Source organism: Roseivirga ehrenbergii (assembly GCF_001593005.1).
Lineage (GTDB): Bacteria > Bacteroidota > Bacteroidia > Cytophagales > Cyclobacteriaceae > Roseivirga > Roseivirga ehrenbergii.
The window spans coordinates 72,856-87,278 of sequence record NZ_LQZQ01000052.1; the positions used below are offsets into that span (position 1 = coordinate 72,856).

The 14,423-nt window shown below is 37.8% G+C and carries 11 protein-coding genes and 1 tRNA gene; 6 read left to right on the plus strand and 6 right to left on the minus strand.

The genetic code is table 11. From position 1 onward, the window contains the following. Window positions 1-118: 118 nt before the first annotated feature. Both MB14_RS18620 and MB14_RS18625 read left to right on the plus strand, forming a co-directional pair. A complete protein-coding gene (locus MB14_RS18620) occupies window positions 119-3,115 on the plus strand; it encodes an HsdM family class I SAM-dependent methyltransferase (protein ID WP_062594295.1) in 2,997 nt (998 codons plus the stop codon). Next, on the plus strand, window positions 3,115-3,828 hold the full coding sequence (locus MB14_RS18625; RefSeq protein ID WP_062594296.1) for a hypothetical protein: 714 nt from the start codon (window positions 3,115-3,117) through the stop codon (window positions 3,826-3,828). The genes MB14_RS18620 and MB14_RS18625 overlap by 1 nt, the downstream gene beginning before the upstream one ends. A gap of 55 nt (window positions 3,829-3,883) precedes the next feature. Here MB14_RS18625 and MB14_RS18630 read toward each other — a convergent pair whose 3' ends face one another. From MB14_RS18630 to MB14_RS18655, 6 genes are all read right to left on the minus strand, one after another. Further along, window positions 3,884-4,936, minus strand: coding sequence for a M42 family metallopeptidase (locus MB14_RS18630; protein ID WP_062594298.1), 1,053 nt, complete (start codon window positions 4,934-4,936; stop codon window positions 3,884-3,886). Between the two features lie 56 nt (window positions 4,937-4,992). Next, the gene (locus MB14_RS18635) at window positions 4,993-5,547 is read right to left on the minus strand and encodes a hypothetical protein (RefSeq protein ID WP_062594300.1); all 555 of its coding nucleotides are present in this window, start codon (window positions 5,545-5,547) and stop codon (window positions 4,993-4,995) included. A gap of 109 nt (window positions 5,548-5,656) precedes the next feature. Beyond that, window positions 5,657-6,250 carry a hypothetical protein gene (locus tag MB14_RS18640; protein ID WP_053225118.1) on the minus strand — a complete coding sequence of 198 codons (594 nt, stop codon included), beginning with the start codon at window positions 6,248-6,250 and terminating at the stop codon, window positions 5,657-5,659. 162 nt (window positions 6,251-6,412) lie between these two features. Next, a complete protein-coding gene (locus MB14_RS18645) occupies window positions 6,413-7,249 on the minus strand; it encodes a fimbrial biogenesis chaperone (protein ID WP_062594302.1) in 837 nt (278 codons plus the stop codon). 12 nt (window positions 7,250-7,261) lie between these two features. Continuing rightward, on the minus strand, window positions 7,262-10,189 hold the full coding sequence (locus MB14_RS18650; protein ID WP_132644146.1) for a COG1470 family protein: 2,928 nt from the start codon (window positions 10,187-10,189) through the stop codon (window positions 7,262-7,264). A 367-nt stretch (window positions 10,190-10,556) separates the two neighbouring features. Then, window positions 10,557-10,640: transfer RNA gene (locus MB14_RS18655), tRNA-Leu, on the minus strand. 135 nt (window positions 10,641-10,775) lie between these two features. On the opposite strand from MB14_RS18655, the gene MB14_RS18660 reads away from it, so the two are divergent. From MB14_RS18660 to mltB, 4 genes are all read left to right on the plus strand, one after another. Continuing rightward, entirely contained in the window at window positions 10,776-11,468 is a 693-nt protein-coding gene (locus MB14_RS18660) for a LiaI-LiaF-like domain-containing protein (RefSeq protein ID WP_062594306.1), read from the plus strand. Window positions 11,469-11,573: 105 nt separating this feature from the next. Continuing rightward, a complete protein-coding gene (locus tag MB14_RS18665; RefSeq protein WP_062594308.1) occupies window positions 11,574-11,873 on the plus strand; it encodes a hypothetical protein in 300 nt (99 codons plus the stop codon). Window positions 11,874-11,875: 2 nt separating this feature from the next. Next, window positions 11,876-13,102 carry a hypothetical protein gene (locus tag MB14_RS18670; RefSeq protein WP_062594309.1) on the plus strand — a complete coding sequence of 409 codons (1,227 nt, stop codon included), beginning with the start codon at window positions 11,876-11,878 and terminating at the stop codon, window positions 13,100-13,102. A 68-nt stretch (window positions 13,103-13,170) separates the two neighbouring features. After that, window positions 13,171-14,145, plus strand: a complete 975-nt coding sequence (gene mltB, locus MB14_RS18675) for a lytic murein transglycosylase B (protein WP_062594311.1) — start codon at window positions 13,171-13,173, stop codon at window positions 14,143-14,145. Window positions 14,146-14,423 lie beyond the last annotated feature (278 nt).

Genomic DNA, 14,423 nt, shown 5'->3' on the forward strand with positions numbered 1-14,423 from the left:
AACATTGTTTCTCGAAAAGCGAATTTTGGGTTTTAATATTTACCTGAGTTTCAAATAAAACTGTGATTACTAAAATAAATAGTCATAAACACTATATATTTTAGTATTTTTACACATTATGAATGAGATGTTAGAGCAAGGGCTAAAAAAATTAGAAATGATTGGAGATTCCAATCATACCTCAGGCCTTGTCTCTGTTCATAACCATCAAGGCCACATAGCTCCTGAAGAATACTTAGCTCTTGAAAACGCCAAGAAATACAGAGCCGATTTTGTGTATTTCAGGAGGTTTCAAAATAGACCTTCAATCCCCCAAATTTTCATTTATGACTTCACAAATAAGATTGGGGTTGAGGAACAAGAGCTAACTCAGTTACACAAACAACTTTACAGTTCCGCTCAGGTTCCAATGTTCTTTGTGCTTACAAAAAAAGACATAAGAATCTTTAATTGTTTTGAAAGACCATCGGAAGGAAATCAACTAAAGTATAAGCCCTTAAAGGTTATAAAGTTAGCTGCAGATGTTTCTAAAGCTGTTCAACAAGAATATGATGAATTCTCTGGAAGGGCTTTTGACAATGGAACATTCTGGGAGGACTCAAAGTATAGCAAGCAGTTTAAGTTTAGTAATAGCGCATATGAGAAATTACTTACTGAATTAAAGCAAGCATTACGGGACATCATCAAAACGAAAGTCCTACCGGCCAATATTGCTAGAAAGGTAATGGTGACCTCTATCCTTGTAAGGTATTTGGAAGAGCGCGAGGACGAGGAAGGCAGAAAAGTATTTCCAAGTAACTTTTTCAGCAAGTTTATTCCCAACGGAGAGAAATTTACTGATGTTTTTCAAAAGAAGGGAGCATATCTAAATCTTTTGGATTTCTTGGCAGAACATTTCAATGGAGGAATATTTCAGGTAGATCATGATGACAGAGAGTTCCTAAAAACCGCTGATCTAAGTAGATTTGGCTTGTTTCTAGAAGGTGAGGCAGAAGGGCTTCAACGGGTATTGTGGAAACTTTATTCGTTTAATGATCTACCAGTAGAGCTAATTAGTAATATCTATGAAGAATTTCTGGGGAAGCAACGAGGTGTAGTTTACACGCCTCCATTTTTAGTCAATTTCCTCCTTGATGAATCCATGCCTCTAGAGTCAGATGCTACTGACTTTAAAATTCTCGATCCAGCATGTGGATCCGGAGTTTTTCTTGTAGGTGCATATAGAAGGCTAATTCATAGATGGCGAAGAAATAATGGTTGGGACAGACCATCATTAGAGACGCTCAAAAGTTTACTCAGGGAAAACATCTTTGGAGTTGAATTGAACAAAGATGCCGCTGACTTGACCATTTTCAGTTTAAGCTTAGCCCTGTGCGATGAGTTAACCCCTTTACAAATCTGGGAAGATTTAAAATTTGACAATCTTCATGAGCGAAATATTATTCATGACGACTTCTTTAATGTATTAGCATCAAATAAACTGCAACAAGAATTTGATCTGATCATTGGCAATCCACCATTTGATTCAAGCTTAACAGAACCTGCAAAAATTATTGAGAGTAAGGCGCTACTACAAAGAAATGAATCAGAGGTAAATAAAAACTCATCTAAAAAGGCCAAACAGATAAAATTACCTGATAATCAGGTGTCACTTCTTTTTCTTGAGCAATCAGTTAAACTTTGTAAGCCACTGGGTTTAGTCTGCTTGATTCAACCATCTGGCCCACTTCTTTATAACAATTCATCAACGGATTTTAGAAGACTGTTATTTGAGAAATATAATATTCCTCAGGTAATAGATTTCACGCATATCAGTAGAATCCTTTTTGGTAAAAATGGCGATGTTGCCACCGCTGCAATTTTCATTAAGAATGAAAAAGCTAAAGAAAGAGGTGTGCTACATATTACCGCACGTAGAACCAAACCTCACAAAGAGAAGCTTTATTTTGAATTGGACACTTATGATTTTCACCATGTTCCGAGGCAGTTAGCTTTAAACGATCCTCTCATATGGAAATCAAATTTTATTGGGGGATTCAGAGTACATCAGCTTGTGAGCAGATTTAAGCATGATCGAACATTGGGACAGTATTTATCTAAAAAAATTGAAAATGATAATTGGGTAATACGGGAAGGCTTTAAAACCGGAAAGCAATCAGAAATAGTTGAACTTCTAAGATTACAAAGTTTAAGTGATGGGCTAAATCCATCAGAGCAAGAAAGGCTACAAAAACTTGATAAAAAGTTTACAACAGCAAAATTTTTAACAGGTAGAAAGACTCTATTGAAAGGTGGCTTAAAAGATGAAGGTATTGATGAGACCAAAATCGACAATTTGAGCGATACACATTTTTTACGTGACTGGGTAAAAAGACCTGAAATTTTTGAACCACCACACCTGCTTATTGGAGAAGTAGCCGGTAAAACTTCTATTCCTATAGATTTTTCCAATGATTTTTTATCTTTCAAATCCCAAATTATTGGCATCCATGCATCAGAAAGCTCCGAATTAATAAGAATTGCTGATAGACTTAAGAACAATAAGTTTTACTTGTTTTATCTAGCCGCTATCTCTGGAAGATTCATGGTTAACAAGTCAACCTCTATTCTAAAAGGAGATATTGATAATCTACCATATTCAGAAGACAATAATCTAAGTTTCTCTACCCAAGAGAAAATTCTTATTGACGATACCGTTGATTACCTCATTGAATTCAAACAAAAAGGAGAAAACTCAGCAATATCAATTCAAGATGCTTCTACTCCTGATCTGAAGAAATTTGCAAAAATCTATTGTGGGATTTTATCAAAGGTTTATCCTTCAATTAAACCACACGATTACTTCGAAACCAATTCTTATATCTGTTACCCATTTTATTTCGGTGAAAACAAACCTGACATTGACTTTTCCAACGCTGATGAAGCCGAAAGTCATCTTGAGGCTTTGGTAAGAAAAAACCTCAATGCAAGTTTAAGACTTACCCGCATTGTGAGAATGTATGAGGGGAACGTCATTTACCTGATTAAGCCTAAGAAGCTTCGCTATTGGCTCCAGTCGATTGCTCTACGAGATGCAGACGAAACATTTACAGACCTTAGAAAACAGGGGTATTGATGTTAGCAGATCGAATTGAAAATATCGGTAATGGAAACCTTTCAGAAGGAGTTGAAATTGACGCATCCATAAAGGCTGTTATTGAATTCATTGAAACTCACTTTTCTGGCTTCTCGGAGAAAGTTAAAGGGGAAATTACTGCAAGTGAAAAAGCGTTGACTGATAAACTTTGTAAGTACTTTAATCGAGTAGCTGGACCTTACCCCTTTTTCTTTCATCATGAGAATGTAGAAAATCACAGTTCAGGAATGAGTCCACAAATAGATATAGGCACTCTTTCACGAGAAGAACAAATCACCGTTGGAGATCGGAACTATGCTGAGTTTGACTCGTTTTTCTCCATTGAGGCAAAAAGGCTTCCAACGCCTGGTCAAAATCGAGAAAAGGAATACGTAATTGGTCATGATAAACCTACTGGTGGCATTGAACGATTCAAGAAAGGTATTCATGGCAAAAGGCTTGGGTATGCAGCTATAATTGGATATGTACAAAAAGAAGATTTTGACTTTTGGTTTCTACAAATCAACGATTGGATTGAGGAGCTTGTTAAAACATCTCAGGGTGAATGGATTGTTGATGATAAGCTTAGAAGATTGACTGTTCAGAACGGTAACCAACTAGCAAAATTTCAATCTGATAATATTCGACTTCCTGCAAAATCGAAAACTGATAAAATCAAACTTTTACATTTTTGGATAACTCTGGTAGACTAAGTTTAAACCCTGAGTCAGTCAATTCCAAATTACGCTTAGTATAAGAAAGCATCTGCTAATGACTCCAATCATAGCCATCCAAACTCTCTAAACAAGCAATTAATAAGTCAATTGATCCTTGAATATCATCTTTATGTGCCATTTCAATTACTTGATGTAAGTGACGTGTTGGAATTGAAACTGCTCCAGAAATAGCTCCATTTTTACCCATACGCTGAACACCTGCTGTGTCTGTACCACCAGCAGTAAGTATTTCGGGTTGCCACTTAATGTTCTCGGCATTGGCAGTTTGCTTCATAAATTCCACCATACGGTAATCGCAAATGGTTGAAGCATCCATAATTTTGATGGCCGTACCCTTTCCTAATTCAGTCACTTTTTCGTGTGGTTGCGCTCCCGGTAAATCGAAGGCAATTGTAGTATCTAAACCAAAACCAAAATCGGGGTTAATAGTATGAGCAGAAACGTTTGCTCCTCTTAAGCCCACTTCTTCCTGTACAGTAAATACTCCGTAGACATCATAAGGCTGGTTTTTCAGATTTCTCAAAGCCTCTATCAAAATAAAAACAGAAACACGATTATCGATGGACTTGCAGTTAACACAATCGCCCATTTCAATCAGTTCCCTTTCTCTAGTAATTGGGTCGCCAATTGATATAAGCTTTTCTACTTCCTCTTTAGGTCTACCTAAATCTATAAAATAGTCTGATAGCTTGGCCAGTTTAGTACGCTCTTCAGCCGACATTACATGAATAGGCTTACTGCCCATTACGCCAATCACATCTTCTTTTCCATGAATAATTACACGTTGGGCAGTTAAGGTTTTTGGGTCGAAGCCACCTAATGTATGAAAACGCACAAAGCCATTATCATCTATATGGGTTACTATAAAACCAATTTCATCCATATGAGCCGCCACCATGGCCTTTTTCCCTTCAGGATTATTTACTCCTTTTTTAATGGCTATTACATTGCCCATATTATCTACCGACAACTCATCTACCAAAGGGGAAACTTCTTTAATTACCAAATCGCGAATTCTCTTTTCAAAACCAGGCGCTCCAGCCTCTTCGCAAATTTTCTTCAGAAGGGATACATTAATGCTCATATGACGTACAATTTTATGCACGAATATAGAGCTAAATTAAAAGTAGAAAAAGGGATTTAAAGGTCTTCGGCAAGTGTAAACACTACCGTCATAGAATAAACACCAGCGCTATACCCCATAGTAGGCGTTAGTTTATAATCAATTCTGAACCGATGTGTAAAAGCATTGCTATTAGGGTCGCCAGGAGCATTTGCACCTATGCCACTAGCCGTCAGCGGATCATCGGCAGCCGAACCAATAAGAAAAATAGGAGACGAATTGTCTTGTAACTGAAAAAAGGCAGTCTGTTGAGAGGTTCCTCCTGGGCTAGAAGCCCTCAACTCAAGTATTGAAACAGGAACATTTGAAGTGCCTGCACTAGAGTAAGAATCGAGTAAATCCCATCTGCCTGGAACATTGGTTTGGGCGCCAACATATAAATCCCACTGAGCGCTAGATTCCACTGTAATTTCGGTTGCTCCGGCTAGAATAATTCCATTGTTGTATTGCCGGATGGTGTTAAAAGTAAAATTGAGGTCTGTCCCTCTTGTAATGTTGATGTCAAGGCTTTGAGATCGAGCAAAAGAGGAGATAAGTGAAAGTAAAAATATGAAGCACCAGCCTCTAACCATGTATAAAAGTATATAAAATTAAAAGAGGTAGCAATATGCTACCTCTTTTTACCAATCAACATAAATCGAACTAACTTTTACTACGTCTTAGTAAAAAGTAATTTCTTTCTTATAAATCTTCTGCTAGTGTGTAAATCACGTTCAAGCCATAAAAACCAGCTTGATACTGAGCAGTCAAAGTAGGTACAATTCTGTAGTCTACTCTGAAAAAGTGTGAATCTGGGGTAGTTAAGTAAGTACCCGCAGCAATACCGTCACCAGCACCAACAGTTCCTACAATATCTAACCTAGTATCGGTAAGAGAAGTAAAGTTTGTAAGTGCAGAAGTACCAGCACCATCAATTACTCTTACCTCTAACAAAGTAGAAGGAACAGTAGAAGTACCAGCACTAGAGAAAGCTTGTAACTGAGCCCAGTTAGTAGTTTCTGCTTGTACGTACAAATCCCAAGGAACAGTAGATTCTACTCTAAGTTCAGTAACGTTTGGCTTAATAATACCATTAACATAACTAGGGATTGTGTTGAACGTGAATTCCACGTTAGGATCTGTAGCCAATGTTAAATCAAGAACACCTTGAAGATCCATAGCTACATAAACGAATTCATTGTCGTCTGGTAAGACTTGAGCATTCGCTTGAAAAGCGGATGTAACAGCGAGTAATGCGGCAATAGCCAGCACTCTCAGTTGAGCAACTTTTTTCATGAGTATTTAATGTTTAGGTTAAAAGTTTTGACAGGTGAATATATGGACTTATTTTCATATCTAAAACTATTCACAAGAAATTTTTCTTTATTTTTAAAAGAAACACCTCTCTGAAAGGCTGAAAGGCAGATTTTATCTGTGAATATTTTTTCCATGAAAGAATTATTTACCCTTTTCGGGTATAGTAATTTCAATTTCGGCAGCAGCCACTTCGTCTCGGTTACCGTAGTCTAATACCCCAAGTACCGAATATCGGCCTGGCGGAAAATCTTTTGGTATCTGAAAGTGTACATCTCGATTGCTCGCGGGTAAAACGGTAAAGTTTTTAGATTCCAAACGTCTTGTTTCTCCATTACCAAGATTAGTCACTTCAGCATAGGAATTACATTTAAGAAAAGTTTCACCGGTATTTTTAAGTCGCAATACCAGCTCTTCTCCTTTATGCGTAAAATCGATGACTTCGCCTTTTGAAAAAGTTACACTTGGTGGAGTTTGGAATACGTACACTCCAAAACGATACGACTGATTTAAATTAACAATCAAACCGTCACTATCCTTCTGTTGTGCTTGACGCTCATTGGCAATACGAATATAAGCAACCGCCCAGCGCGCCATTAATGCGGTTGAATCTTGAGGCACATCCAAAGCCAGCATTACTTCTTGCTGTTCGCCTGGTGCCAATTCGAAAAAAGCAGGGTCAGCGCTCAGCCATTCCGCACATGAACGAGGTAATTCTCCTTTCTGCAAAAACTGACTTTTACCTGCTCTTGTAGCATCAAAGTCACCAAAGTCTACTTGGAAGGTTTGTGTTTCTTCTGAGTTATTGGATACCGTAATTCTTCCTCGGCCACTTCCGCCAGGTGAAACTTTAAAATTCAGCCTTGTAGGTGAGGTAGATATTTTTTGACCATAGCCTTCAAAAACCACAAACATAAGTAAGCAGGCCATTGCCAACTTAGTAATCAGTTTGTTGTTTTTTGATTTACGTTCAATTTTCATGAGCTCATCAATTTATTTATTGTCTTCTTTATTGTCGAATTTCTTAATATTCACCCTTCTAGATTTTTCTATCAGGTAAAAAGTCACCTGATAATTTACATTTACGTTGTTCACATTTAGGGTATAGCTACTTTGAGCAAACTGAAACTGTTCATCAACGGCCTGTTCGTTCACCTTAAGGGTATATAAGCCAAAAGGAACATAGAGATTAAACTCTCCTCCTTGGCCACTTAAAGCAGAATAACTGTTTCCTAGATTATCTGTCATATTTACTCGAATACCTGAAAGGTTCATTCCATCAGTTCCAAGGGCTGAATACTGGGCTTGTTGAAGAATGATATTTCCTTTTACTTGTACTCCACGTTTTAAAGGAATAAAAATAGTGCGGTCGTTGTCTAGTAGTACGGTTTGGCCATCTCCTTTAAACCAACCTTCTACATTTGACAAGACATCCGATTTTATTTTGTACTCACCTTGGGTTAGGTTTTTGAAAATCACTACCCCTTGATCATTAGTCATTAAGGCCATATCGTTAACAGTGATTAAGGCATCATTAACAAAATCTTCCCCTACATCTCTTCTGTTATTTCCGTTCAAATCTTTGAACACTACAACCTCCAAATCATGGCTCTTGCTACCTGGCCTTTTAACATTGAATGTTTTTTTGATTCCAAAACGTAATAAAAAATTGCTTTGGGTATAAGTATTGAAAACGCCATCGCCTAAAGCATTTACACTTGGTAGCGGGCTTTCTCCTTGATTAATCCTGAAAAGTTCGCCTGTTAAGGTAAACTGAAAATCATTTTTAGAGTAGTAAGTCAGCATAGGGCTGAAATTACTGCGAACACGAGCTAGAACTGATTCATAGCCAACATTGAAAGTAGGCCGAACTGAAAGGCGTGCTTTTCGGAAATTAAGATTGGCAAAAGCTGAAATGTAAGCAGACTGAGGGTTGATACCATCTTCTACTACCCTAAGGTTATCTAAAACATTATATGGTCCATAATAATATCTTGCGGTTACATTGAGGTTTTTATAACGGAGTGTGTTTTCCCAACGGGCAACTAAATAAGGATCTACATCATAATCTTTTGCTTTGGTAAAACCAGTATAGAACCGAGAGTAGATTCTAAATTTTGATTGCATGTTACTTGAAAAAAGAACACCCCCGCCTGTAGTAAAGGTTTTAATGCCTAAAACTTCATCGTCATGAATTCGCGGGAACAGTACGAAATTACCGCTTTCGGTACTCCAGCCATATTGAAATTCGTATACGTTTCTTTTAAATTCATTTTTAGGGAAAAGAAAGCCCTTGCTATAAATTTCAGCATTTCTTGAGTTCAAATCTGTTTTTAAGCTGAAAAACTGACCGTCTTTAAATGGGTATCTTAAATTTACATTAAGTGAAGTGGTTCCTCTGTATTGCGATAAAAAGTTAGGGCTGTTTAACCTGGCCTGAGATGCCAAACTAATACCCTTATAGGTTACCGTATATCTAGCTCCAAAACCATAGCCTGTGGTTTCAAAAGGATTGGTGCTTTGGGTATGCTTTTCTTGGCTAAAGCCAGCATTTACACTTAATCTCTGGCTTTGGCTTATTCTGTAACTCCCTTCCACGGTTGCCAAACTTCCATCAATATCATTAAACTCATCTTTTCGGCTAACCGCCTGCGCTTCTAGCTGAATTCCCTTTCCTCCATTATACCCTACTCTAGCGCCAATATTTGTGAGGTAATTTTCAAGGTTTCCATTTTGTTGACGTCTAACGTAAATTCCACCAACATTAAATTTATCATACCTGTAATTGCCTTTAATCCCTGTTCCATTCAGTAGAATCTCCATGTTATCTCCAATATCACCTGCCGCTACTTGGTATTTGGGAGTACTATATTGAACAAAACGATATGAGCCTAAAAACTGAGTGCCAGTGTAAGCACTGTTCGAAATGATTGTTTGGTAGTAGTATCTGAGGTTTTTGTTTAAAGCTAAATCAGTATCTCCATAAAGATCGAGACTGAAGTTTGTGAATTGTGAAAGAATATTATAAGAATTAAACTCCATGGTAATCGGTATATTTGAATTACCCTCTTCGCTTTCAGCCTTTATTTCATTACCCAGTCTTAAGAGCTCTACTCTACCGCCAGAACTGGCACTTCCGCCAGAATTGTCTTTCACTTGAACTTGTACTCGGTAAGTTCCTTCGTCAGTCTCTTGTTCCATCATTGGCTTAGCTGAAAAGAAATCTTCTTTCTCCTTTCCATTAGCCAGTTTTGCAATAAATCGCAAAGTAGTATCAACCCCAACGGGTAGGTTCATCGAAAAAGCATTCTCGGCTATTGGATTACCTTGGCTGTCGGTAATATTCACTTTTACCGGAGGTGAAAAAAACACATACACATCCTCATTGGAGTTGCCAGTGTTTGTGAAATTAATCCTAAAACTTGTGCTATCGCCAGTTGAAGGAAAATATGCCACTTTATCTACTACATTGGCCCTCCATTGCGAGAATTTCTTGATTTCTAAATTCCAAGGCGTGCTTGCCAGTAATATATTTTGATTTGAAACAGCGGAGGCATTTACAAAGTAATTTACGTTTCCTTCAGCATTTTTTTGTGGGATAATACGGACTGGAATAAAAATAGAATCGTTAGCGGCAACGGTGTAATTCTTATCTCGGCTAGCAAGGGTAGACCAGCCTGCGGGTGATGAAACATCTAAGCTAAAAGTTACTCTTCGGGAAGTGCCATTTTTTACGCGAAGAACGTTAGTGGCAACTTCATCAACCGACCCAATGGTAGTTCCATTCACAAAGGTCAGCGTGAATCCATTGGCGACTACACTGTTGGTTTGAGCATTTGTTTGTGTACAAATTATCAGAAACAGTACGCCAATCACAGTAACGGAGAATAATCTCCACAGCCTGAGAGAGCAGTTGATCACAATTGAGTTAGCACGTTTGGTGTTAGGTAATGGTCAAAGATAGAAAACTCTCTCGAAATTCCTACAATAAAAGCACTTACCTTTTCGTTGAAAAATGCCTTTAGAATGTGTAATGGGCATTTTTAACTACCAATTGCGTTTTTAGAACTGTGAAATCAAATTATTTTTTCGCTGCCTAAATCTAAATTAGGCTCCCTCTCTAGCAAATAGTAAGTAAATGCACCCCATTCCATAGAAATTCCTGTTAGATTTAATAATGTAATGATATGATAATACAATACATTTAGTCTGTATTTTCTCTAATAAGAAAAGCCCTAATAGTGGAGTATAGAAAAAGAAAAAGCCCCGATAAAATCAGGGCTTTGAGTGCGCACGAGAAGATTCGAACTTCCACACAACTTAATGCACCACCCCCTCAAGGTGGCGTGTCTACCAATTTCACCACGTGCGCATGGTTTTTAAATTAGGGATGGCAAAAGTAGATAAGTTTTGATTCAATTCAAACAGAGGCCTAAACCATTTGCATGTAATCGAATTGTAAATAGGCAGGAACCTTTCTACATTTAAACTCTGAAAAATCGCTTTTATGAACAACCTGAACAGAAATGCCATTGTAGGACTGATCTTTATATTGATCGGTACAGTATTTCTATTAGATAACCTCGACATTATTTCGTGGCACTACAGGCGATATATTTTTCAATGGGAAAACATCTTGATTATTGTTGGCGCCATTCTGATTCTTAACAAAGAGAATGTAAAAACAGGCGGAATACTTATGGGAATTGGTGTTTTGTTAAACCTTGATGAGTGGTTCAACCTTGATGTTAGCATATTTGATTTATGGCCTTTGGTATTTGTAGTTGCTGGCATAGCCATTGTAAACCGAAATAAGGAAACGAAAGACGATAGATACGACCCAAATACTGGAAACTTAGATGCCAATAAAATAAATGACACAGCCATTTTTGGTGGTGGAGATAAGGTAGTCAATAGCTCCAATTTCAAAGGTGGCTCCTTAACCGCAATTTTTGGAGGCTCAACGATTGATCTTACCCAAGCCAAACTGGCCGATGGCCGAAATGAAATAGATGTATTCTATATGTTTGGCGGTTCGAAAATTCGTGTACCTCAAGATTGGAGTGTACAGGTAAGCGTCACTGGTATCTTTGGAGGAATGTCGGATAAGAGAAAACTGATAGATCCGCAGGCCGATGGAAACAAAGAGCTTTTGATTCGCGGCACAGCAATTTTTGGCGGAGCTGAAGTTACCAACTAAAAAAGCCAACTACCCATTCCATAATATCTAAATGTTAATTATTCCTTGAACGAATAAAACTTAAAGTTTTATTTATAAATTAGTGACACACAAACTCAGCCAACCATGTCATTAACAAGGGATATTATCAAAAGTCAGGTGGTTCAGCCTGCGTTATTATCAGTTGCCGATTTTACCGGAGATATTGAGGATTTCAGCTTCACCAACTTCCAGCCTACCCACCAATCCGTATTTCTTAACAAGATAAAGTCTACCTTAAATGGTATACCTGTTACCGATGGAGGCACTCCTTACCCGCAATACATGTATGATATTATCCTGAACCCTTCTATTTTTTCGGGTTGGGCAACCGTGAAGGATTGCATTGATTATACCACAAACAACTACAGCACAGGCCCCCGTTAATCATGAAAAAGCTCTTTATTATTCTCTCCTTATGTTTTGGGCTTAGCTTACAAGCCCAATATTCGTTTACTACGGTAGTTAATACTCCTTTAACTCCTTCTGTAAATATTGTGATTTCCAACTTGGGAAACGGTTCGCCTATTAATCAAATCCGTTCATTGGTTGTTTATGATTCAATTAAAAATTCTATCAACTTTTACTCCAATGGCAAGCCTGTTTTATTGAATAGCCCCGATGCCCAAGTAAAAACTCGTTTTCAAAATAATGCCATTCAGGTAGAATTAACCAAGGTGAGCAAATCTGACTTAGTGTTGCTCCAAAATTTAGGAAGTAATGTTTATTTAAGCTCTAATTCTGACATTTCTCTAACCCTTAATTCGGGTTCTCTAGTCATTCCTAAAACCAGTCTAGAAGCCCAATCATTAGGAAAAATTTTGATTACCGATGACCTTATGGAAACCTATTTTGGGGCTTTTGGTGGTGAATATGCTTATGCAAATAATTCATTCAACTGGAGTTTTACCCCTAAAAGCGAAAGCGATATCAATAAAATGGAGTTGAATGCAGACTTCAGTTTTCATCAGTCTTATCACCTCTCAAAAGGTAAGGCAGGTAATGAAAAACCGTTAGTCTTTTATGCCAAAGGAAGAGTAAGCACCAATGCCAAAGACTCACTGAATTACCTATACATCTACCCTTTAAACTTTGATATTTCGGGAGCAAGTGAAGCCCAAATGATGGCTAGATTTGGAGTAGAGGGCAATCAAGCTTTCACTAACGGAAGAATGGCTTTCAACTTCTCTTATGAAAAACTTATAGGCAATTTGGTCGATTTTACCTACGGTAGCAATAGGCTTAGGTTAAAGCCTGTACTGAATATAGGAGGAAAAGTATACAAAGAATTTGATAACATGAGGGTTGGAGCAGAATCTAGCAACGAACTATCTGGTCAAGTATTTGCTAACCTTTATTATAACATTCCTGTATTCGATAACTATTCTATCATTATAGAATCAAACACTTATTATGACTTCAGCGAAGCCATTAATCCTGATCAGAAATTGAAAATCAATTACAGTATTGCCTTGGGTGTAGACATTCCAAAGTCACCATTCAAAACTCTGTTTAAATACAAAGACGGTCAAGTGGATGTTAATAACTTCTCGGATAGCAATTTGACGATTGGTTTATTGGCCGATTTAGAATCGGTGTTGGGATCAGGTAAGTAAAGCCTTGCTTCAAATCTTTCTCTGGCTCTAAATTTGTAAATGAAGTTCGAAAAAGCCTAAATTCGAACATGATCAAATCATTTACTTTCACTGCTCTTTTATTTATCTCGTTTGGCGCTTTCGCTCAAATCGATGATTCTGCTGTTGCCAACTTTGCCAAGTCATTTTCTGAAAAGAATAATGTTCCGATCGAAGAAATCAACGCCATTCTAAATAAGGCTACCTATCAAGCCGATATTATTGAGAAAATATCGAAGCCAGCAGAAGGCACCATGACTTGGGGGCGTTATCGAAAAATATTCATTACTGACGAACGCATTAACGCAGGGGTAGAGTTTTGGAAAGAACACGGTGAAACTTTAGCAAAAGTGAGTGCCGACACTGGTGTTCCAGAACATATCATCCTAGGAATTATTGGAGTAGAAACTTACTTCGGAAGAATTAAAGGTAGCTACAAAGTACTAGATGCTCTTTACACTCTCTCTTTCGGTTACCCTAAACGCTCCAAGTTTTTCACTTCTGAACTCGAAGCTTACTTAATATTGGCTAAGGAAGAAAAACTAGACATTGAAACCACAAAAGGCTCTTATGCGGGGGCGATGGGATACAGCCAATTTATGCCTACTAGTTACCGTGCCTATGCCAAAAGTTTTGAGGAAAACGGCACAAGAGATTTAATCAATTCGCCAGAAGATGCCATTACTTCGGTAGCCAATTACCTGAAAGTGCATCGTTGGGAGAAAGGTGAGCCTATAACTTCAAAGGCCACTATGACTCGCAAAATCACTAACTTAAATAAACAGGTACTTAAACCTAAAAACAAAGTAAGCGACTATACCGCTATTGGTTTTCAGCCAGTCGAAAAGTTAAATGCCAATAGCCCTGCCACTATGATTATTCTTGAAAACGAACAAGGAGAAGAACACTGGTTTGGCATGAATAACTTTTATGTAATTACGCGCTACAATCATAGCCCACTTTACGCCATGGCGGTTTATCAGTTGGCTGAAGCTGTCAAAGCTAAAAAAGGTAAGGCTGAATAAGAAATCAGAGAAAGTACTATTGAGAAAATGACTCGCAGCAATATTAACTTGCCATGGCTATTTTCTAGAGAAACCCTGATCTAAACTGATCAGGGTTTTTTGTGCCTTTATAGTGCTCATTGTGAATGATTAAAAAAAAGGGACTACACCATTTTTGACGTAATCCCTCTTCTGCGTCTGTTAGGTTTCCCTTTTTACCTACTCAACCTCACAATATGCACCCAGCTGTTTTTGAATCGGGTGTCGTTCCTGATTTCTTTCATGCGGGCGATGGCCTT

Excerpts from the sequence above, each read along its gene's own strand:
- MB14_RS18665 (WP_062594308.1), top strand. The coding sequence starts at position 11,574 with ATGTCATTAACAAGGGATATTATCAAAAGTCAGGTGGTTCAGCCTGCG.
- MB14_RS18620 (WP_062594295.1), top strand. The coding sequence starts at position 119 with ATGAATGAGATGTTAGAGCAAGGGCTAAAAAAATTAGAAATGATTGGA.
- MB14_RS18660 (WP_062594306.1), top strand. The coding sequence starts at position 10,776 with ATGAACAACCTGAACAGAAATGCCATTGTAGGACTGATCTTTATATTG.
- MB14_RS18625 (WP_062594296.1), top strand. The coding sequence starts at position 3,115 with ATGTTAGCAGATCGAATTGAAAATATCGGTAATGGAAACCTTTCAGAA.
- mltB (WP_062594311.1), top strand. The coding sequence starts at position 13,171 with ATGATCAAATCATTTACTTTCACTGCTCTTTTATTTATCTCGTTTGGC.
- MB14_RS18645 (WP_062594302.1), bottom strand. The coding sequence starts at position 7,249 with ATGAAAATTGAACGTAAATCAAAAAACAACAAACTGATTACTAAGTTG.
- MB14_RS18670 (WP_062594309.1), top strand. The coding sequence starts at position 11,876 with ATGAAAAAGCTCTTTATTATTCTCTCCTTATGTTTTGGGCTTAGCTTA.
- MB14_RS18635 (WP_062594300.1), bottom strand. The coding sequence starts at position 5,547 with ATGGTTAGAGGCTGGTGCTTCATATTTTTACTTTCACTTATCTCCTCT.
- MB14_RS18630 (WP_062594298.1), bottom strand. The coding sequence starts at position 4,936 with ATGAGCATTAATGTATCCCTTCTGAAGAAAATTTGCGAAGAGGCTGGA.
- MB14_RS18640 (WP_053225118.1), bottom strand. The coding sequence starts at position 6,250 with ATGAAAAAAGTTGCTCAACTGAGAGTGCTGGCTATTGCCGCATTACTC.